This is a genomic window from Sphingomonas sp. AP28 (genome assembly GCF_056680455.1).
Map to the genome: position 1 here is coordinate 61336 of NZ_CM155283.1, position 17167 is coordinate 78502.

General features: G+C 64.6%; 20 protein-coding genes. 12 read left to right on the plus strand and 8 right to left on the minus strand.

Going from position 1 to position 17167, the window contains the following annotated elements; genetic code table 11:
• Positions 1 to 51: 51 nt before the first annotated feature.
• The 4 genes from AC1MH0_RS00295 to arsH are packed head-to-tail and all read left to right on the plus strand — an operon-like array spanning position 52 to position 2903.
• A complete protein-coding gene (locus AC1MH0_RS00295; protein WP_480964165.1) occupies positions 52 to 384 on the plus strand; it encodes an ArsR/SmtB family transcription factor in 333 nt (110 codons plus the stop codon).
• Positions 385 to 395: 11 nt separating this feature from the next.
• A complete protein-coding gene (arsC, locus tag AC1MH0_RS00300) occupies positions 396 to 824 on the plus strand; it encodes an arsenate reductase (glutaredoxin) (RefSeq protein ID WP_480964166.1) in 429 nt (142 codons plus the stop codon).
• The gene (locus AC1MH0_RS00305; RefSeq protein WP_480964167.1) at positions 824 to 2110 is read left to right on the plus strand and encodes an arsenic transporter; all 1287 of its coding nucleotides are present in this window, start codon (positions 824 to 826) and stop codon (positions 2108 to 2110) included. The genes arsC and AC1MH0_RS00305 overlap by 1 nt, the downstream gene beginning before the upstream one ends.
• Before the next feature lie 40 nt (positions 2111 to 2150).
• Positions 2151 to 2903, plus strand: coding sequence for an arsenical resistance protein ArsH (gene arsH, locus AC1MH0_RS00310; RefSeq protein WP_480964168.1), 753 nt, complete (start codon positions 2151 to 2153; stop codon positions 2901 to 2903).
• Positions 2904 to 3411: 508 nt separating this feature from the next.
• Here arsH and grxB read toward each other — a convergent pair.
• Both grxB and AC1MH0_RS00320 read right to left on the minus strand, forming a co-directional pair.
• Positions 3412 to 4056 carry a glutaredoxin 2 gene (gene grxB / locus AC1MH0_RS00315; protein WP_480964169.1) on the minus strand — a complete coding sequence of 215 codons (645 nt, stop codon included), beginning with the start codon at positions 4054 to 4056 and terminating at the stop codon, positions 3412 to 3414.
• 131 nt (positions 4057 to 4187) lie between these two features.
• A complete protein-coding gene (locus AC1MH0_RS00320; protein WP_480964170.1) occupies positions 4188 to 5096 on the minus strand; it encodes a LysR family transcriptional regulator in 909 nt (302 codons plus the stop codon).
• A gap of 113 nt (positions 5097 to 5209) precedes the next feature.
• On the opposite strand from AC1MH0_RS00320, the gene AC1MH0_RS00325 reads away from it, so the two are divergent.
• From AC1MH0_RS00325 to AC1MH0_RS00345, 5 genes are read left to right on the plus strand one after another with little or no spacing between them, the layout of a single operon-like run.
• Positions 5210 to 5563 carry a putative quinol monooxygenase gene (locus tag AC1MH0_RS00325; protein ID WP_480964171.1) on the plus strand — a complete coding sequence of 118 codons (354 nt, stop codon included), beginning with the start codon at positions 5210 to 5212 and terminating at the stop codon, positions 5561 to 5563.
• A 58-nt stretch (positions 5564 to 5621) separates the two neighbouring features.
• The gene (locus tag AC1MH0_RS00330) at positions 5622 to 7091 is read left to right on the plus strand and encodes a glycoside hydrolase family 1 protein (RefSeq protein ID WP_480964172.1); all 1470 of its coding nucleotides are present in this window, start codon (positions 5622 to 5624) and stop codon (positions 7089 to 7091) included.
• Between the two features lie 31 nt (positions 7092 to 7122).
• Positions 7123 to 8754: a tannase/feruloyl esterase family alpha/beta hydrolase gene (locus tag AC1MH0_RS00335; protein ID WP_480964173.1), complete on the plus strand. Its 1632-nt coding sequence runs from the start codon at positions 7123 to 7125 to the stop codon at positions 8752 to 8754.
• A gap of 16 nt (positions 8755 to 8770) precedes the next feature.
• Positions 8771 to 9154: a cupin domain-containing protein gene (locus AC1MH0_RS00340; RefSeq protein ID WP_480964174.1), complete on the plus strand. Its 384-nt coding sequence runs from the start codon at positions 8771 to 8773 to the stop codon at positions 9152 to 9154.
• Entirely contained in the window at positions 9147 to 9635 is a 489-nt protein-coding gene (locus AC1MH0_RS00345) for a hypothetical protein (protein WP_480964175.1), read from the plus strand. The genes AC1MH0_RS00340 and AC1MH0_RS00345 overlap by 8 nt, the downstream gene beginning before the upstream one ends.
• Before the next feature lie 33 nt (positions 9636 to 9668).
• Here AC1MH0_RS00345 and AC1MH0_RS00350 read toward each other — a convergent pair whose 3' ends face one another.
• Positions 9669 to 10553, minus strand: a complete 885-nt coding sequence (locus tag AC1MH0_RS00350; protein ID WP_480964176.1) for a LysR family transcriptional regulator — start codon at positions 10551 to 10553, stop codon at positions 9669 to 9671.
• Positions 10554 to 10649: 96 nt separating this feature from the next.
• Between AC1MH0_RS00350 and AC1MH0_RS00355 the strand changes: the two genes are divergently transcribed.
• The 3 genes from AC1MH0_RS00355 to fghA are packed head-to-tail and all read left to right on the plus strand — an operon-like array spanning position 10650 to position 13188.
• Entirely contained in the window at positions 10650 to 11759 is a 1110-nt protein-coding gene (locus AC1MH0_RS00355; RefSeq protein ID WP_480964177.1) for an S-(hydroxymethyl)glutathione dehydrogenase/class III alcohol dehydrogenase, read from the plus strand.
• Between the two features lie 17 nt (positions 11760 to 11776).
• Complete coding sequence (gene gfa / locus AC1MH0_RS00360; RefSeq protein WP_480964178.1) at positions 11777 to 12343, plus strand: S-(hydroxymethyl)glutathione synthase; 567 nt, start codon at positions 11777 to 11779, stop codon at positions 12341 to 12343.
• Complete coding sequence (gene fghA / locus AC1MH0_RS00365) at positions 12343 to 13188, plus strand: S-formylglutathione hydrolase (protein ID WP_480964179.1); 846 nt, start codon at positions 12343 to 12345, stop codon at positions 13186 to 13188. Before gfa ends, fghA begins: the two co-directional genes overlap by 1 nt.
• Positions 13189 to 13236: 48 nt before the next feature.
• Here fghA and AC1MH0_RS00370 read toward each other — a convergent pair whose 3' ends face one another.
• Genes AC1MH0_RS00370 through AC1MH0_RS00390 form a run of 5 tightly spaced genes read right to left on the minus strand, consistent with a single transcriptional unit; the run spans position 13237 to position 16567 of the window.
• Complete coding sequence (locus tag AC1MH0_RS00370; protein WP_480964180.1) at positions 13237 to 13800, minus strand: NADPH-dependent FMN reductase; 564 nt, start codon at positions 13798 to 13800, stop codon at positions 13237 to 13239.
• Complete coding sequence (locus AC1MH0_RS00375) at positions 13797 to 14741, minus strand: LysR family transcriptional regulator (RefSeq protein ID WP_480964181.1); 945 nt, start codon at positions 14739 to 14741, stop codon at positions 13797 to 13799. The genes AC1MH0_RS00370 and AC1MH0_RS00375 overlap by 4 nt, the downstream gene beginning before the upstream one ends.
• Complete coding sequence (locus AC1MH0_RS00380; RefSeq protein WP_480964182.1) at positions 14738 to 15145, minus strand: DoxX family protein; 408 nt, start codon at positions 15143 to 15145, stop codon at positions 14738 to 14740. Before AC1MH0_RS00380 ends, AC1MH0_RS00375 begins: the two co-directional genes overlap by 4 nt.
• Before the next feature lie 4 nt (positions 15146 to 15149).
• Positions 15150 to 15779: an alpha/beta hydrolase family protein gene (locus tag AC1MH0_RS00385; protein WP_480964183.1), complete on the minus strand. Its 630-nt coding sequence runs from the start codon at positions 15777 to 15779 to the stop codon at positions 15150 to 15152.
• Positions 15776 to 16567, minus strand: coding sequence for a DODA-type extradiol aromatic ring-opening family dioxygenase (locus AC1MH0_RS00390; protein ID WP_480964184.1), 792 nt, complete (start codon positions 16565 to 16567; stop codon positions 15776 to 15778). The genes AC1MH0_RS00385 and AC1MH0_RS00390 overlap by 4 nt, the downstream gene beginning before the upstream one ends.
• Positions 16568 to 17167: the final 600 nt, after the last annotated feature.

Consider the following 17167-nt stretch of genomic DNA (forward strand, 5'->3'; position numbering starts at 1 on the left):
GCACCTTAGACGTAGGCTGGCAAAATCAAATATATCCGCTATGCTGGATGCATGGATAGTGATTTAGCCATCGCGGCCCTTGGTGCGCTCGCCCAGGGTACCCGCCTCGACGTGTTCCGCCTGCTGGTCCGGCATGAGCCGGACGGCATGGCGGCGGGCGAGATCGCCCGCCAGCTTGACGTGCCGCAGAACACCATGTCCGCGCATCTCGGAATCCTCGCCCGAGCCGGCATCGTCCAATCCGAGCGGCACAGCCGGTCGATCATATACCGCGCCGACCTCGACGGCCTTCGGGCGCTGACGCTGTTCCTGGTCAAGGACTGCTGCGCCGGCTCGGCCGCGCTGTGCGCACCGCTCCTCGCCGAACTCTCCCCATGCTGCTGAAAGGATGCGCCATGGCCGTCGACGTCATGATCTACCACAACCCCGCCTGCGGCACGTCGCGCAACACGCTGGCGATGATCCGCAACGCTGGCATCGAGCCGCACGTCGTAGAGTATCTGGAGACCCCGCCCTCCCGCGCAATGCTGGTCGAGCTGGCCGACCGAGCCGGCATCACGCCCCGGGACCTGCTGCGCGAGAAGGGCACGCCCTACGCCGAGCTTGGCCTCGGTGACCCCTCGCTGACCGACGACGCACTGCTCGACGCCATGATCGCGCACCCGGTCCTCATCAACCGGCCGCTGGTCGTTTCGCCCCTCGGCGTTAGGCTCTGCCGTCCGTCCGAAGCCGTCCTCGATCTGCTGCCAGAGCCGCAGCGGGGTGCGTTCGCCAAGGAGGACGGCGAACAGGTGGTGGACGCATCCGGACAGCGCATCGCTTGATGCTCCTTGCCCTCGCCATCTTCGCCGTCACGATCGCGCTCGTCATCTGGCAGCCCCGAGGCCTCGGCATTGGGTGGAGCGCGCTGGGCGGTGCCGGTGTTGCGCTGCTCGTCGGGGTGGTCTCGCTGTCCGACGTTCCGGTGGTGTGGGGCATCGTCTGGAACGCGACTGCGACGTTCGTCGCGATCATCATCGTCAGCCTGCTGCTGGACGAAGCCGGGTTTTTCGAGTGGGCGGCGCTGCACGTCGCCCGCTGGGGCGGCGGGCACGGTCGACGGCTGTTCGTCCTGATCGTCCTCCTCGGCGCGGCCGTGTCGGCGCTGTTCGCCAATGACGGCGCGGCGCTGATCCTGACGCCGATCGTCATCGCGATGCTGCAGGCGCTCGGCTACCGCGACAGGGCGACGCTCGCGTTCGTCATGGCGGCCGGTTTCGTGGCCGACACGGCCAGCCTGCCGCTGATCGTCTCCAACCTGGTCAACATCGTGTCGGCCGACTTCTTCCGCATCGGCTTCGCCGACTACGCGTCCGTGATGGTGCCGGTGGATCTCGCGTCGATCGCCGCGACGCTGATCGTGCTGCTGTTGTTCTTCCGTCGTGACGTGCCAACCAGCTACGACGTGGCGCAGCTGCGCGCACCAGCCGACGCGATCCGTGATCGGGCGACGTTCCGGGCTGGCTGGGTCGTCCTCGCCGCCCTCCTGGCCGGCTTCTTCCTGCTCGAACCCATCGGCGTGCCCGTTAGCGCCGTCGCCGCTGCCGGCGCGGTCCTGCTGCTCGTCGTCGCCGCGCGCGGCCACGTCATCGAGACCGGCAAGGTGCTGCGCGGAGCGCCGTGGCAGGTCGTGATCTTCTCGCTCGGAATGTACCTGGTTGTCTACGGCCTGCGAAACGCCGGCCTGACCGATCATCTCGCCGGTCTCCTCGATCGCGCCGCCCAGGGCGGCGTGTGGGGCGCGACGTTCGGCACCGGCATCATCGCCGCATTCCTGTCGTCGGTGATGAACAACATGCCGACAGTGCTGGTCGGCGCGCTGTCGATCGACGCGACCCACGCCACCGGCGCGGTCAAGGAAGCGATGATCTACGCCAACGTCATCGGCTGCGACCTCGGCCCGAAGATCACGCCGATCGGCTCGCTCGCGACGCTGCTCTGGCTGCACGTCCTTGGGCAGAAGGGCATCCGCATCGGCTGGGGCTACTACTTCAGGATCGGTGCGACCCTAACCGTCCCGGTGCTGCTGGTGACACTCGCCGCCCTCGCGCTGCGGCTCGGTGCCGCCTGATGCCGCCTCATCGAACAAACCCTACAGGACACGCCGCCTGATGCCCGTACGCACGCTCTCTGATCCCGACTACCTGCCCGCCCTCGATCGACGCTTCGCACTCGACCGGCCAGCAATCGGACTGGGTGCGGGAGACCCGCCCCCGCGCATCCTCCTGCTATATGGCTCACTGCGAGAACGATCGTATTCCCGGATGTGCGTCGAAGAGGCTGCGCGCCTGCTGCGGTTCTTCGGTGCTGAGACGCGTATCTTTGACCCCTCGACCCTGCCGTTGCCTGACCAGGTGGCCGGCGACGACCATCCGGCCGTCCACGAGCTGCGCGAGCTGTCGATGTGGTCGGAGGGGCATGTGTGGTGCAGCCCCGAGCGGCATGGCCAGATCACCGGGATCATGAAGCTGCAGGTCGATCACCTGCCGCTGTCGATGGGCGGGATGCGGCCAACGCAGGGCCGCACCCTCGCGGTCATGCAGGTGTCGGCGGGATCGCAGTCGTTCAACAGCGTGAACACCCTGCGAGTCCTCGGCCGCTGGATGCGGATGGTGACGATTCCGAACCAGTCTAGCGTCGCCAAGGCGTTCGAGGAGTTCGACGACACCGACCGGATGAAGCCGTCCAGCTACTACGACCGAATCGTCGACGTGATGGAGGAGCTGGTCCGCTTCACGATCCTGCTGCGCCCGCACGCCGCTCAGCTGGTCGACCGGTATTCGGAACGGAAGGACGCCGGCGTACCGATCGACGCCGCCACTGACCTGTCGAGCATCGCGACGGCTTCGCAACGGCCAAGGTGAATAAACGACAGCTCTTGCACCCGAGCTCACCTATCCCGAACGTCTGCGATTAGGCGGAAACAGCCCGGCCACTTTTGAGCGCCGAGTGCTCGCGGTGCCCTGTCGGAAAACACAACCTTTCCGACAGGGCCATCGAACAGCGTCAGGAACCTCGGGGTAAAGCGAGATCACGGATGATTTTGAGGGTGTCGGAAAACGGTATGTTTGCGGCAGGCCAGGATAGTCGGAATGCCTGGTAGCCTGTCCGAAAACGCCTATTTGTCGCGCAGTCGTGATTGCGACCGGGTTTTCCACACATCCGGCCGCTGAGTGACGATAATGGAGAGGTAAGCAGCCCGGCCGCTTTCGGACGGTAATCGCTGCCAGCAATGTCCGCTTTGCGTCTTGTGGCGGGGGCAAATTGCCCTGAACCAACCTCCGCTTTCGGCTGGCGCCAAACCTGCACGAGCGGCGGACTTTAGGTCTTCCCGCTGTGACGTCGTTTAGTCGGCTAGTCGTGGGGATCGGTTCAAACCGCGACTCGGTCATGGAGATCGACGCCGGTACGTTCGGCCATTTTAATGCGATAAGCCTCGACGGAGGGCGGATAGACGATCCCGCGCACGATCGACAGGCTGCGAAGGCTCGCAAACAGGTGGATGTCATCTTCCAAGAGCACGCCGTTCACTGCGTCGGGCGAGAGGACCAACGGCTCCAGGACCAGCAGGAGATCGTTCAGCGTGGCGATATAGTCGGGGCTGGCGGCCAAGTGATCCTTGAAACTGCCGATCACGGCCTCCTTGTTGCGCATGAAATAGGCGCGCGCCGAGGGCGTCGAGAATTCTTCTAGGTCGGCGGAAGCCCACCGCGGCAGCGCCAGCCGGAACAGCGGCTCGGACACGTCGGTAAGCCACTGCGCCACAGCCGAGTTGCGGGGGCCGGACAGGACCTTGGTGCCCGACAGTCCGTCGACATGCGCGACGATGTCCATGCTCTCGGCGATGAAACGCCCGTCATGCTCTAGGATCGGTGCCATCTTCTTGCCGATCATGCTGACCGGCGTGTCTTCGTCGTCGTTCAACAGGATGGCGAGTTCGAAAGGCACGTTCTTCAGCCCGAAAATGGCGCGCGCCTTCACGCAGAAGGGGCAGTGATCGTAGACGAAGAGCTTCATGGCATTGAACCTGTAAAAGGGGGTGACGCAGAAATGCGTTCATGCCCCTGATTTACGGAGGCCGCAGACGCTTTGAAGTAGCCACGTGGCTATTCTGAGTAGAGCGTGGCGCTACCGTCCGGTAGAGGGACTCAGCTCAGGGCCCCTTGCGCCGCCTCCGAGACCAGCCGGTTGACGACGTGCCGGACCCGCGGCGTGAGGTGCGCGCGACGCGGCCAGACGGCGTGGACCTCTACCGGGACGGTGGAGAGATCCGTCATCACCGCCTCCAGTTCGTTGCGGCGAAGGCGTTCGCGCACCATCGAGATCGGCACCTGGCACAGGCCTAGCCCCGCGACGGTGGCATCGACCATCGCCTCACCATCACTGATCTGGTGCGTAACCGCGGGCGTGACCTTTCGGACCTGGCCATCCTCGTGCACGATCCAGGCGAGGGGAGGGCCCTTTGGCGAGCCCACCACGCAGCGATGACCCCGCAGGTCGGCACTGGTTTTCGGTCGCCCGTGCCGATTGAGATAGGAGGGCGCGGCGCAGATCACGCGCGTCTGATCGACCAGATGGCGCGCGATTAGATTGCTGCTGTCGGCCAAGGGGCCGAACCGAATGGCGAGATCGACGTCGTCCTGCAGCAGGTCGCTGGTCGCGTCGGTGAACGTCAGCGCCAGGTTTAGATCGGGGTGTGCGCGCGCGATGTCGGTCAGGATCGGCAGCAGCACGCTGCGCCCGAAGGCGACGGGCATGTCGATCCGGAGGCGCCCGCTCAATATATGTTCGGACGACGACAGCGCGGACTGCGCGTTGGTGACCTCGTCCATCGCCGACGCGCAGGCGGCGAGATAGGCCTCGCCATCCGAGGTCAGGCGGCTCAGCCGGGTCGTACGGTGGAACAGCTTGGTGCCGAGCCTCGCTTCGAGCTTGGCGATCGACTTGCCCACCGCAGACTTGGTGATCCCGAGCCGCTCGGCCGCGAGGGTGAAGCTGCCGGTACGCGCGGCCGCGACGAAGACCGACACGCCCTGCAAGGGATCCTGCTCGGCCATGGTAGACATCCGTTCCACTTAGAGTTGCCTTCTGGCACCTTTATAGCGGTTTGTTCCGCCGTACATAGGGGCAGCAACACCGCGCCAACTTGGCACGATCCGAAGGACAGACCATGCACGACGAAATCTATTCGATCTATCATCTGACGATCAAGCCGACCAACTATGACGCGTTCAAGGCGCTGGTCGAGCAGATCGTCGAGGCGACGTCGAAGGAAGTCGACACCACGACCTACGAATATGTCGTCAACGCCGATCGCACCGCGATCCACATCGTCGAGAAGTATCGCACCAAGGGCCTGCTGCCGCATGTCGAGCAGACCTTCTCGCCGTTCGCAAAGCGCTTTCTGGACCTGGTCACGATCGACGCTCTGTACGTCTATGGCGAGACGACCCCGGAAATTCGCGCGAAGCTCGATGGCTTCGGCGCGCAATATCTGACGCCGTTCGCTGGTTTTTCGCGGTAATCGAAACGTCGGCGGGGACGATGATCGTCCCCGCCCGGCACAGACGAGGTGTTGGCCAATGCGGCGACTTCTAGCTTTGGGATTGATGCTGGCGATGGCCGAACCCGCATTTGCAGAACCCAAGGACGAGCCGTTCCGCTGGGGCGCCGCCTCGGCTGCGTATCAGGTCGAGGGCGCCACCACGGCCGATGCCAAGGGCCCATCGATCTGGGACCATTATCTTGACGATTTGAGCCTCGCCGGACCGGGCATGTCGGGTGCGGTCGCGATCAACTTCTATGACCGCACTCAGTATCTGAAGGACATCGCGCTGATGAAGCGGATGGGCCTGACGAGCTATCGCTTTTCGGTGTCCTGGGCACGGATCATTCCCGACGGCGTAGGCCCGGTGAACCCGGCTGCTGTCGCGCATTACCGGCAGTTCATCGTCGACCTGAAGGCGGCGGGCATCCAGCCGATGCTGACGCTGTATCACTGGGACATGCCGCTGTCGCTGGCGCGTGCCGGCGGGTGGGACAATCGCGCATCGGTCGACTGGTTTCGGCATTATGCCGAGGTGGTGTTCGCGAATTTCCACGATCAGGTCGACCTGTACGTCCTGGTCAACGAGCCTCTGGTCGAGCGCGCGATGAAGATCCTCGCGGAAAAGCGGATCACCGGCGCCAAGGTGGACTTCGCCATCGTTCCGCCGGCCAGCGATCTGCCGGGCGCGCTGCGGACCTTCAATCACCTGCTTCTCGCCTCCGCCGCCGCCAAGAAGACCTTCGATGATAAGGGTTATACCGGTCATCTTGGGCTTGCGGTGCCGCTGTTTCCGACGCTGACGGCGCCGGGCGCCACGGCCGGCGATCGAGAGGCGGCAGAGCTTGCCGACGGCGTGATGAACCGGTGGTTCCTTGATGCGATGTACAAGGGGCGCTACCCCGCCAACGTGCTGGAAGCGGCTCGCGCACTGGGCGGTGATCTCGACATTCGCCCAGGTGATGCGGCGACGATCGGCGCGGCGCATTTCGACTATCTCGGCATCAACTTCTATTCGCCGCTGTTCATCCGCAGGCCTGCGGGCACGGGTGCAGGCACGGGGACGGGCTATGCCGCGGAGATGTTCGTGCCGGAGGACACCTACGCCGCGTATAACGGCGCGGTCAGGCCGGACCAGTTCAAGGCGCTGCTCGACCGTATTCGCGTCGATTACGGCAACCCGTCGGTCATCATCACAGAGAACGGTGCCGGTTTCCCCGGCGACGACGAGATGGTCGATGGCGCGGTCAACGATCGCAAGCGGTGCCGGTATCTCGTCGATCACATCGGCGCGATAAAGTCGGCGATGAAGGACGGTGCAGACGTGCGCGGCTATCATGTGTGGTCGAGCCACGACAATCTCGAGTGGCTGTTCGGCTACGGCAGCCGCTTCGGCATGATCCATGTCGACTTTGACACCCAGAAGCGCACGCCCAAGTTGAGCGCCAGGATCTACGCCAACATCATTGCGGGCAAGGCCGTCACGGACAGCGATTGCGATGCGTAACGCCCCCCGAATTCACAAGAGAGTTCTCGCCATGAGCCTATCCTCACGCACCGCCGGACTTGCCGCGGCCGGGTTTCTCTCCCTGGTCGCTGCGCCGGCGGCGGCACAGGCGACCGACTGCTCAGCGCTCGCCCGCACGACGCTGACGGGCGCGCATATCGTCTCTGCAGTGCCGGTGGCAGCGGGGGGGCTCGAAGGCGCCGCGTCGGCGATCGCGCCCGATCTGGCGCAGCGGGTCGCATCGATGCCCGCCTTCTGCCGAGTGAAGGCCACTGCGACGCCAACTTCCGACAGCCAGATCGGTATCGAAATCTGGCTCCCGCTCCAGAAATGGAACGGGCGCTTGCTCGGGACCGGCAACGGCGGCGGGGCAGGGCAGATCGCCTATGAGATGGGCATGATCGAGGGCCTGAAGCGCGGCTTCGCGGTCGCCAATACCGATATGGGGACGGCACCGGACATCAACGGCACGATCGGCCATCCCGAACGCTGGGTCGATTTCGGCCATCGCGCGACGCATGAGATGACGCGCGTCGCAAAGACGATGGTGTCGGCCTACTACAAGGTCGCATCGTTCCGGTCATATTTTGAAGGCTGTTCCACTGGTGGGCAGCAGGCGCTTAGCGCGGCGCAGCGCTATCCGTCGGATTACGACGGCATCCTTGCCGGCGACACGGGCAATAACCGGACTCATTCCGCGAGCTATTTCCTGTGGAACTACGCCGCGCTCAACGCATCGCCTTTGGCAAAGCTGTCGGCGGGGCACTGGTCGACCATCAGCCGCGCCGTGATCGCCCGTTGCGCCGGCAAGGACGGCGGTGCGCCTGGCGACACGTTCTTGACCGATCCGCGCCGCTGCGGCTTCGACCCTGCGACGCTGCCCGTCTGCCGGACGGGGACGTCGGCCGACACGTGCGTCACCGCACCCCAGGTGGCAACGCTTCGCCGGTTGTATGCAGGCCCGACCAATCCTCGCACCGGCGAGCGCATCTATGCGGGGCTGACGCCGGGCAGCGAAGACCAGCCACTGGGTCCGGTAATGCAAGGCGATCCGAAAACCTGGCCGGACCAGCAATTCTACCCGTTCCGCTGGACCCTCGGCCCGGCATTCGAGGCCAGCCGGTTCAACTTCGACTCCGATCTAGATCGCGTCGACGCCCAGCTGGCCAGCATGCTCAATGCCAACGACGCGGACCTGTCCGATTTCGCGCGTCATGGTGGCAAGTTGATGCTTTACACAGGGCTTGCCGATCCAGCCGTGCCGTTCGCCGAGGTCGTGAATTATTACGAGCGGGTCGGCGCGAGTGCCGGTGGTTCCGACCAGGATTTCGCACGGCTCTTCCTCGTGCCGGGCATGGGCCATTGTTTCGGCGGCCCCGGCGTCACCGATATCGGCCAGCCCTTCACCTCGGCGGTGCCGCCGGCGCAGGAGAATGATGCGCTCATGACGCTCGTGGCCTGGACCGAAGGCGGGAAGCCGCCAGCCATGCTAATCGCCCGTAAGCCCGCCGGCGATAGCCAGCCCGCCAAGGAGCGGCCGGTCTGCGCCTATCCGGCCCTGCCGGAATACCGTCGCGGCGATGTGTCGAAGCGGTCGAGCTTCGCGTGCGTACCCAATGCACGCGGCGTCGATCAGCGACCCGCCGGCCGCTACTTAAATTGACGCAAGGACGATTCCGATGACCGACGACCAAGCGGCGAGCACGGTGCTGATCAAGACGACCTCGTCTTGGAACGACGTACGGTACGAAAGCTATCCGGCCGGGCAGCCGGAGCTGACGACGGTGCGCATGACGATCCCCGCGAATGCCAAGCTTCCCTGGCATAGCCACCTCATGCCCAACATCGCCTATATCCTGTCTGGCGAGCTGACGGTCGAGGAGCGGGCAACCGGCCGCACCGCGACCTATCGTGCCGGGCAGGCGTTTGCGGAGTCGGTAGGCAGCGTCCACCGCGGTGTCGCCGGCGGCGAGCCGGTCGACGTGGTCGTCACCTATGCCGGATCGCAGGGACAGCCGCTCTCCGTGCCAGCTAGATCTGTGAAGGATGATCACCATGACTGAGACGATGCTGCCACCGGCAACCAATGACGGCCTCAATTCGTCCGATTCGCCGCGCATGCCGTTCTGGCATATGACGAACACCGACGAAGGCCGCTCGATGATCGTTCAGCAGGTGCTGGACGGTTTTCGGCAGCAAAGCGTCAGTGGCGATACCGCTGCGATCTGGATGCGGGAGTTTTCCGGCACCGTGAAGGCAGTATGGTTCAATATCCTGCCCTTGGGCTGGATCGGCGAGTGGCATCCGAGCCCTTCGTTGCAGTGGGTCGTTCCCCTGTCGGGCCGATGGTTCATCGAGACGCAGGACGGCAAGCGGGTCGAGATGGGGCCAGGCGAAATCCACTGGGGTGCCGATATCGAGAGCGAGCGCGACCCGAGCCGGGTCGGTCATCGATCGGGTCAGAGCGGTGACGTGCCGTGTGTCCAGTTGATGATCCAGTTCGCGGAGGTCTGTGATCACGGTGTCAAATTGCCGGGGCGTTAGAGTCGCTCAGCCGGTCGAGGCATCGGACGTGCTTCAATCCTGTCCCAAGCGGGATTGAAGCGCCGACTTCAGCCGATCGACCAGCACGCGAACCTTCGGGAGCAGATGGCGTCTCTGCGGATAGACCGCCCAGATCGGTTGTGCGGAGGGCTCGAACGCTTCCAAGAGCGCGACGAGGCTGCCATCCTTGATCGGCTGACGCACATAGAAATCGGGAAGTTGGCAAATCCCCATGCCCGCGACGGCGGCTTCGGCGGTAGATTCGCCGCTGTTGCAGTGCCACCGGCCTTTGACGCGGCGGACGACTTCGGCACCGTTAACCGAGAAACTCCAGTGCGGGCTCGTACCGATCAGGCATGAATGCCGATCGAGGTCCGCGATCTCCACCGGCGCCGGGCAGTCAGCCAGATAGGAAGGCGAGGCACAAACCTGCAACCGCCTCGACGCGATGCGCGTCGCAACGTAGCTGGAGTCGTGGAGCCCGCCGGTGCGGATCGCGATGTCATACCCTTCGGCGATCAGATCGACGATGCGGTTGGTCAGATCAATCGTGACGCTGACGTTCGGATAGTCCGTCGCGAATTGCCGGACGATCGGCACGACGAAGCGATCGCCCAGCGCAATCGAGCAGGTCAGCTTCAGTTCTCCCTGGGGTTCGCCGTCGACCGCCACACTGGCGAACGCCTGGTCGCGGTCGTCGATCACCCGGCGGAGCTGGTCGAGCAGAAGTCGACCTTCCTCGGTCGCGACGACGCGGCGCGTGGTCCGGTTGAAGATTTGGAGCTGGAGCGTCGCCTCGAGCCGCGCGACGGCCCGGCTGATATGCGACGTCGACACCTTCAAAGACCGTGCGGCGCCCGCAAACGTCCCGGCGGTATCGACCGCGACCGCCTCGGCAATTCCATCCCAGCCCTGCATGACCGTCCCCACATAGCAACAATGAATGGCCGAATGCCCGGATTATCCCGCGGCGTCGAGCATGGCATGACCTAGTTCAGAGAATTGGAGATAACCATGAAAACGCGCGCGGCCGTCGCCTTCGAAGCAAAGAAGCCCCTGGAAATCGTCGAGCTCGATCTGGAAGGGCCGAAGTTCGGTGAGGTCCTCGTCGAGATCATGGCGACCGGCCTTTGCCATACCGACGCCTACACATTGGGCGGCCTCGACAGCGAAGGCCTGTTCCCGAGCGTGCTCGGCCATGAAGGCGCCGGCATCGTCCGGGAAGTCGGCCCCGGCGTTACCAGCGTAAAGCCTGGCGACCACGTCATCCCGCTCTACACGCCCGAATGTCGCCAGTGTAAGTCGTGCCTCAGCGGCAAGACCAACCTGTGCACCGCGATTCGTGCGACGCAGGGCAAGGGACTCATGCCCGACGGCACGACGCGCTTCTCATACAAGGGCCAGCAGATCTTCCATTACATGGGCTGCTCGACCTTCTCGAACTTCACGGTGCTGCCCGAGATCGCCGTGGCAAAGATCCGCGAGGACGCGCCGTTCAAGACCACCTGCTATATCGGGTGCGGGGTCACCACCGGCGTCGGCGCCGTGGTGAATAGCGCCAAGGTTCAGGTCGGCAACACGGTGATCGTGTTCGGGCTCGGCGGCATCGGCCTCAACGTGGTGCAGGGTGCGCGCATGGTGGGTGCCGACATGATCATCGGCGTCGACCTGAACGACGACAAGGAGGAGTGGGGCCGCAAGTTCGGCATGACGCACTTCGTCAATCCGTCGAAGATCGACGGTGACATCGTCGCGCATCTCGTCGCGCTGACCGATGGCGGCGCGGACTTCACCTTCGACTGCACCGGCAACACGACCGTGATGCGCCAGGCGCTCGAAGCCTGCCATCGCGGCTGGGGTGTCTCGACCGTGATCGGCGTGGCGGAGGCGGGCAAGGAGATCTCGACCCGGCCTTTCCAGCTGGTCACCGGCCGCGTCTGGCAGGGTAGCGCCTTTGGTGGTGCACGCGGCCGCACCGACGTTCCGAAGATCGTCGACTGGTACATGAACGGCAAGATCGAGATCGATTCGATGATCACGCACGTCCTGACGCTCGACGAGATCAACAAGGGCTTCGAGCTCATGCATTCCGGCGAGAGCATCCGTTCGGTCGTCGTCTACTAATCATACGGAGTTACCTCATGACCATATCCCTCCACCCTTTACTCGATAGCGGCGTGACCCCTGGTACCGGCGATTTCGCCGGCGGTACGCTTAGCTGTCATTGCACCGACCGCACCGTCACGGTGACGGTCGACGGCGACGTTGCCCACAACCATGCGTGCGGCTGCACCAAATGCTGGAAGCCCGAGGGCGCGGCGTTCGCGGTCGTCGGTGTCGTTCCGCGCGAGAAGGTCGCGATCGTCCAGAACGGCAACAAGCTGGCGATCGTCGACGAGAGCGCGGCGATCCAGCGACACGCCTGCACCGTGTGCGGCGTGCATCTGTACGGCCGGATCGAGAACAAGTACCACGGTTTCTACGGTCTCGATTTCGTCCATGCCGAGCTGTTCGATACCAAGGGGGCGGCCGCACCGGGCTTCGCGGCATTCGTGTCGTCGATCATTGAAGGTGGCGTCGATCCAGCGGAAACCACGCCGGTGCGCGCGCAGCTCAAGCAGCTTGGGCTCGAGCCCTATGACTGCCTCAACCCGACGCTGATGGATGTGCTCGCGACGCAGGCCTACACGCTGAAGCAGGCGGCGTAATGGCCATGATCGAGACGGTTTCGACCAATCGATCGCAGGGTGGCGTGCAGGGCGTGTACAAACACGCCTCTGCCGCCACCGGCACCGAGATGACTTTCTCGGTCTATGTCCCGCCGCATGACGAGGGGGCGACGCTGCCGGTCGTGTGGTTCCTGTCGGGACTGTCGTGCACGCACGCCAATGTTACCGAGAAGAGCGAGTTTCGCGCGGCCTGTGCGGAGCTCGGCCTGATCCTCGTCGCGCCGGATACCAGCCCGCGCGGGCAAGGCGTGCCTGACGATGCCGCCGGCGCCTATGACTTCGGTCTCGGTGCCGGGTTCTACGTCGACGCGACCGAAACGCCGTTCGCCACCAATTACCGGATGTGGAGCTATGTCACCGAGGAATTGCCCGCGCTCGTCGCCGCCAATTTTCCGGTCGACATGGCGCGTCAATCGATCATGGGCCATTCGATGGGCGGGCATTGCGCGCTGACCGTTGGCCTGCGTCACCCCGATCGGTTCAAGGCGGTCTCCGCACTCGCGCCGATCGTCGCGCCCAGCCAGGTGCCGTGGGGCGTCAAGGCGCTCTCGGGCTATCTTGGCGACGATCGCGCGACATGGCGTTCGCATGACGCGGTCGCGCTGATCGAGGACGGTGCGCGCATTCCGGCGATACTGGTCGACCAAGGCGATGCCGACCAGTTCCTGGTCGAGCAGCTCCGCCCCGAACTACTGAAGGTGGCATGCGATGCGGCCGGGATCGACCTGACGTTGCGGATGCAGCCTGGGTACGATCACAGCTATTACTTCATCTCGACCTTCATGGCCGACCATCTACGCTGGCACGCGCAGCGTCTGGCGTAACCCGGTGAACCCGGCCGAACGACAGGCTGGCCGGGTCCCCTTGGTCGATCAGGTTTTGCTGGGGTGAAGTGCTACCCAAGCCGTAAATGCCGTGACGAAGCCTTCGAGGAACGTCTTGCCGCTGCCTTCGACCAGGTTGCCGGCGTCGTCGAACAGGCTGGCGGCGTGTCCTAGATAAGCCTCCGGCTGCTGCATCGCGGGCATGTCGAGGAATACTAGGCTCTGCCGTAGGTGATGGTTGGCGCCGAACCCGCCGATCGCGCCGGGCGACTGTGATACGACCCCGGCCGGCTTACCCGACCAGACACTAGCACCGTAAGGACGCGAGCCAACGTCGATCGCGTTCTTCAGCGCGGCGGGGACGGACCGGTTATATTCCGGCGTCACGAACAGGATGCCGTCCATCGGCGCGACTGCCGCCCGGAAATCATTCCATTCGGCCACGCCCTTCTCTTCAAGCTCGGGATTGTAGAGCGGGAGGGCACCGATCTCGATCACCGTCGCGTCGAAGTGGTCGGCGCCGAGCGTCTGGATCGCGCTCGCGAGTTTGCGGGTCAGGCCATTCGCCTGCAGGCTGCCGATGAGGATACCGATTGTTGGCTTGCCGGTCATGATACGTTCCCTGGTGGTTGAAGAGTAGGTGGAGTCGCGGCCGTGCCAAAGTCCGGCAACAGCAACGCCTTGTTCGCGGCGATCGCGGCGACGAGGACGTCCTGGACCGCCATGATCCGCGGCGCGTGGCGGGTGTCGCGGTGGACGCCCATCCATATCTCGCGCGTGAGGGCTTCACCGGTATCGAGGCGGACCAGATCCGACTGATGCGCGGCAAGGTAACAGGGCAGGTGGCCGAGCCCGAGGCCCGCTTTGACACCCTGGAGCTGAACTTCGCGGCTGTTCGCGAGAAGCGCAGGCTCGGCGCGCGTCGTACGGTCCGCGAACCAGCGTCCGTCCGGCGTGTCGAGTAGGTCGTCCTGGACCCGCACGATCCTGTGCCCCGGCGCGCCGGCTGTCCAATCGGGCATGCCCCGTGCGTCGAGATAGGCGGTGGAACCATAGACCGCGAACGCCATCTCGCCGATCTTTCGCACCACCGTTTCATGGGCATCGAACCGGCCCAGGCGGACGGCGATGTCGGCGTCGCGGCGGGCAAGGCTGAGCGAACGATTGTCCGTGATCAGCTCGATCACGATACCCGGATGCGCGTCGTGGAGTGGCTTGAGACCGGCTGTGAGAATGTGCGCGGCGAGCGCATCGACGGTGGTGACACGGACGAGGCCTTCCAGGCGCTGATCCTCGCCGCTGATCGTGCGCTCCAGCGACAGCGCCGCATCCTCCATGCGCTCGACCTCGCCGAGGATCGCCGCACCCGTCGGGGTCAATCGGAACCCCGTCGGCGTACGATCGAGCAGGGTTGCGCCGGCCCGACCATGGAGATGGTCGAGCCGGCGGCCCATCGTCGTCTGGCTGACCTTCAGCGCCCGCGCGGCCGCGGACAGCGTGCCGTGCCGGGTGATCGCCAGGAACGTCTTGAGGTCATCCCAGTCGAGCATCATGCGCCGCGCTTGGCGTCGATGCTCCAGGGGCCAGAACCCGCGGCGGCGAGGAAGAGGAAGGCGAAGGTATAGATCACCGCGAGTTCGCCGCCGTTGGAGACCGGGAAGAAGCCCTGGGGAGCGTGCACCATGAAGTAGGCGACGGCCATCTCGCCTGCCAGCACGAAGGCGATCGGGCGGGTGAACAGGCCGACGAGCAGGGCCAGACCGCCGACGAGTTCAAGGACTGCGGCGAGCCCGAACAGGCTCAGCAGCGGCACCTGGCCCGGTGCTGCGCCGGCGGGAAAGCCGAATAGCTTCACCAGTCCATGCGACAGGAACAGGAGCGCCAGGACGATGCGGAAGATGGCGTGCAGGCGAGGCGCCCAGGAAGAGGCGGTGGTATTCAGGCTGTTGGTGGTCATGATGTCATCCTTCGATCGTAAGTGCGGGCATAAGTGCGGGGGCTCGTGGGGAAGCGGTCGCGGCGAGCCAGCTCGCGATCGATGAAAGAGTTTGCGCGCCGATGCCGTGGCCGATCCCGGACGTCAGGATCTGATCGACATGGTGGCCTGCCGCGCGAAGCCGTTCCGCGGCGTCCTGCGACAATCCCTGCGGCATCACCCGGTCCGCTGCATCCGCGATGACGAGCAGTGACGCGGGGTGTGCGATCGCTGGGACGACAGGCGCTGCTAGTCGGCCTGCGATCGCGATGGCACGCCCGGCGTGAAACCCCTGCGCCACCATCGCGAGCGTCATGATCGCGCCCTGGCTGAAGCCGAGCAGCACGAGATCCTCTCGCCCGACGCCGTGCTGTCTTGCCAGGTCGTTCAGCCGCTTGAGCATGCGAGGCAACGCACCCGCCACGCGCCGCGGCCGGTCGGCCTCGGTCACGCCGCTGACCGAAAACCATTGCCGTCCGCGGCCACCGCCGTCGAAGGGTTCGCAGCCATCGAGTGCGATCACCTCGGCAACGGCGGCCAATGGGGCGAGGGCTGCGCCCATGTCGGGGCCGGACGATCCTACACCGTGCAGCGCGACGATCAGGGGCCGGGTCATGCCGCTCCTCCAAATGCAAAGGCATCCATCCGCAAGATACCATGCGTGGTACTCGCGTGGAGATGCTCGGCTCGTCCTGCACTTCCTGCTCCCAGCGCCACGAACAGCGGCAGGATATGCTCCTCGGTCGGATGGTTGCGCACCGCTTGCGGTGCGCGGTTGCGATAGGCGAGCAGGTCGTCGGTGCGCCCGTCTTCGATCGCATCGGTCATCCAGTCCGCGAACTGGTCGACCCAGGCCGGGGCAGGGGCGTGCAGCGCGTCGTAATATTGGCGGAAGCTGGACAGGTCATGGGTGAAGCTGCCCGAACCGACGATCAGCACGCCTTCCTCGCGGAGGGGTGCCAGCAGCTGGCCCAGCCTATAATGATAGTCCGGCCCCAGAGCGGTCTGCACCGAAAGCTGAACGACGGGGGTGTCGGCCTCGGGATAAACGAGCCGCATCGGCACCCACGCACCGTGATCCAGGCCGCGGCCGGGGACGCGGGCGACCTCGCCGCCAGCCGTTTCGATCAGGCCGGCGACACGATCGACAAGCCAGGCGGAGCCGGGCGCTGCGTAGCGGATCGCATACAGCTCGGCGGGAAAGCCAGTGAAGTCATGGATCGTCTCGTTGACCGGGCTGGTCGTCACGCTTGGCGCAGCGGTCTCCCAATGCGCGGAGATCACGAGGATCGCGCGCGGTCGTTCAGGAAGCTCTGCCCCGAGTTGCTCGAGAAAGATGCGGGCGGGCGCATCCGTCAGCGGGAAGGTCGGCGCACCGTGCGATACGAAAAGGGCGGGAAGCATGTGGACACCTCGTTGCTACCCTACTGATATGAACGCTGCATAATACTTTAGCGATCCGCGATTTCCGACTAACCGCCATGCGTTTTTGCATAGCCTCTTCGTGGTGGATATATGGCGCGCGACCGAAATGCCGTTGCGCTGCACAAGCAACCGGTCGGTTTGCTGATGGTTCATCTAGGGCAAAGTGAAAACTGAACGGCTGAAGCTGGGACACGGTTGACTGGTCGTGAGTGTCGCATTTTGAATAGAAACGACCCGGCGGGTTGAGCGTCTACTAACCCCCGCCCGTTGTCGGAAAACACACGGTAGTTGCCAATCAGGGTTGCCCACGACGTTTTGCGACGATCGAAAGGTTGCAGTCCGGGATCACCTGTTTGTCGCACAGTGGTGTTTCAGACCGGGTTTTCCGATCAAATGCCTGCCGAACGGCCATTGTGGGAAGGGCAGCAGACTGGCTGGTATTCGGGACGGCCGCTGGCGTTAGCCGACGTCGCCTGACGCAGCGGCCTTTCGCGGAAAGGACAGAGAAACGGAATGTCGGGTTTGGAGAGGAACGCGGACATTTGAGCGACCGTCGGCTCCCGCTACCAGAGGATATGA

Coding starts and splice junctions, on each gene's coding strand:
- AC1MH0_RS00305 (WP_480964167.1), top strand. CDS start 824: ATGCTCCTTGCCCTCGCCATCTTCGCCGTCACGATCGCGCTCGTCATC.
- AC1MH0_RS00355 (WP_480964177.1), top strand. CDS start 10,650: ATGAAAACGCGCGCGGCCGTCGCCTTCGAAGCAAAGAAGCCCCTGGAA.
- AC1MH0_RS00350 (WP_480964176.1), bottom strand. CDS start 10,553: ATGCAGGGCTGGGATGGAATTGCCGAGGCGGTCGCGGTCGATACCGCC.
- AC1MH0_RS00370 (WP_480964180.1), bottom strand. CDS start 13,800: ATGACCGGCAAGCCAACAATCGGTATCCTCATCGGCAGCCTGCAGGCG.
- AC1MH0_RS00320 (WP_480964170.1), bottom strand. CDS start 5,096: ATGGCCGAGCAGGATCCCTTGCAGGGCGTGTCGGTCTTCGTCGCGGCC.
- arsC (WP_480964166.1), top strand. CDS start 396: ATGGCCGTCGACGTCATGATCTACCACAACCCCGCCTGCGGCACGTCG.
- AC1MH0_RS00330 (WP_480964172.1), top strand. CDS start 5,622: ATGCGGCGACTTCTAGCTTTGGGATTGATGCTGGCGATGGCCGAACCC.
- grxB (WP_480964169.1), bottom strand. CDS start 4,056: ATGAAGCTCTTCGTCTACGATCACTGCCCCTTCTGCGTGAAGGCGCGC.
- AC1MH0_RS00390 (WP_480964184.1), bottom strand. CDS start 16,567: ATGCTTCCCGCCCTTTTCGTATCGCACGGTGCGCCGACCTTCCCGCTG.
- AC1MH0_RS00375 (WP_480964181.1), bottom strand. CDS start 14,741: ATGATGCTCGACTGGGATGACCTCAAGACGTTCCTGGCGATCACCCGG.
- arsH (WP_480964168.1), top strand. CDS start 2,151: ATGCCCGTACGCACGCTCTCTGATCCCGACTACCTGCCCGCCCTCGAT.
- AC1MH0_RS00335 (WP_480964173.1), top strand. CDS start 7,123: ATGAGCCTATCCTCACGCACCGCCGGACTTGCCGCGGCCGGGTTTCTC.
- AC1MH0_RS00295 (WP_480964165.1), top strand. CDS start 52: ATGGATAGTGATTTAGCCATCGCGGCCCTTGGTGCGCTCGCCCAGGGT.
- gfa (WP_480964178.1), top strand. CDS start 11,777: ATGACCATATCCCTCCACCCTTTACTCGATAGCGGCGTGACCCCTGGT.
- AC1MH0_RS00380 (WP_480964182.1), bottom strand. CDS start 15,145: ATGACCACCAACAGCCTGAATACCACCGCCTCTTCCTGGGCGCCTCGC.
- AC1MH0_RS00340 (WP_480964174.1), top strand. CDS start 8,771: ATGACCGACGACCAAGCGGCGAGCACGGTGCTGATCAAGACGACCTCG.
- fghA (WP_480964179.1), top strand. CDS start 12,343: ATGGCCATGATCGAGACGGTTTCGACCAATCGATCGCAGGGTGGCGTG.
- AC1MH0_RS00325 (WP_480964171.1), top strand. CDS start 5,210: ATGCACGACGAAATCTATTCGATCTATCATCTGACGATCAAGCCGACC.
- AC1MH0_RS00385 (WP_480964183.1), bottom strand. CDS start 15,779: ATGACCCGGCCCCTGATCGTCGCGCTGCACGGTGTAGGATCGTCCGGC.
- AC1MH0_RS00345 (WP_480964175.1), top strand. CDS start 9,147: ATGACTGAGACGATGCTGCCACCGGCAACCAATGACGGCCTCAATTCG.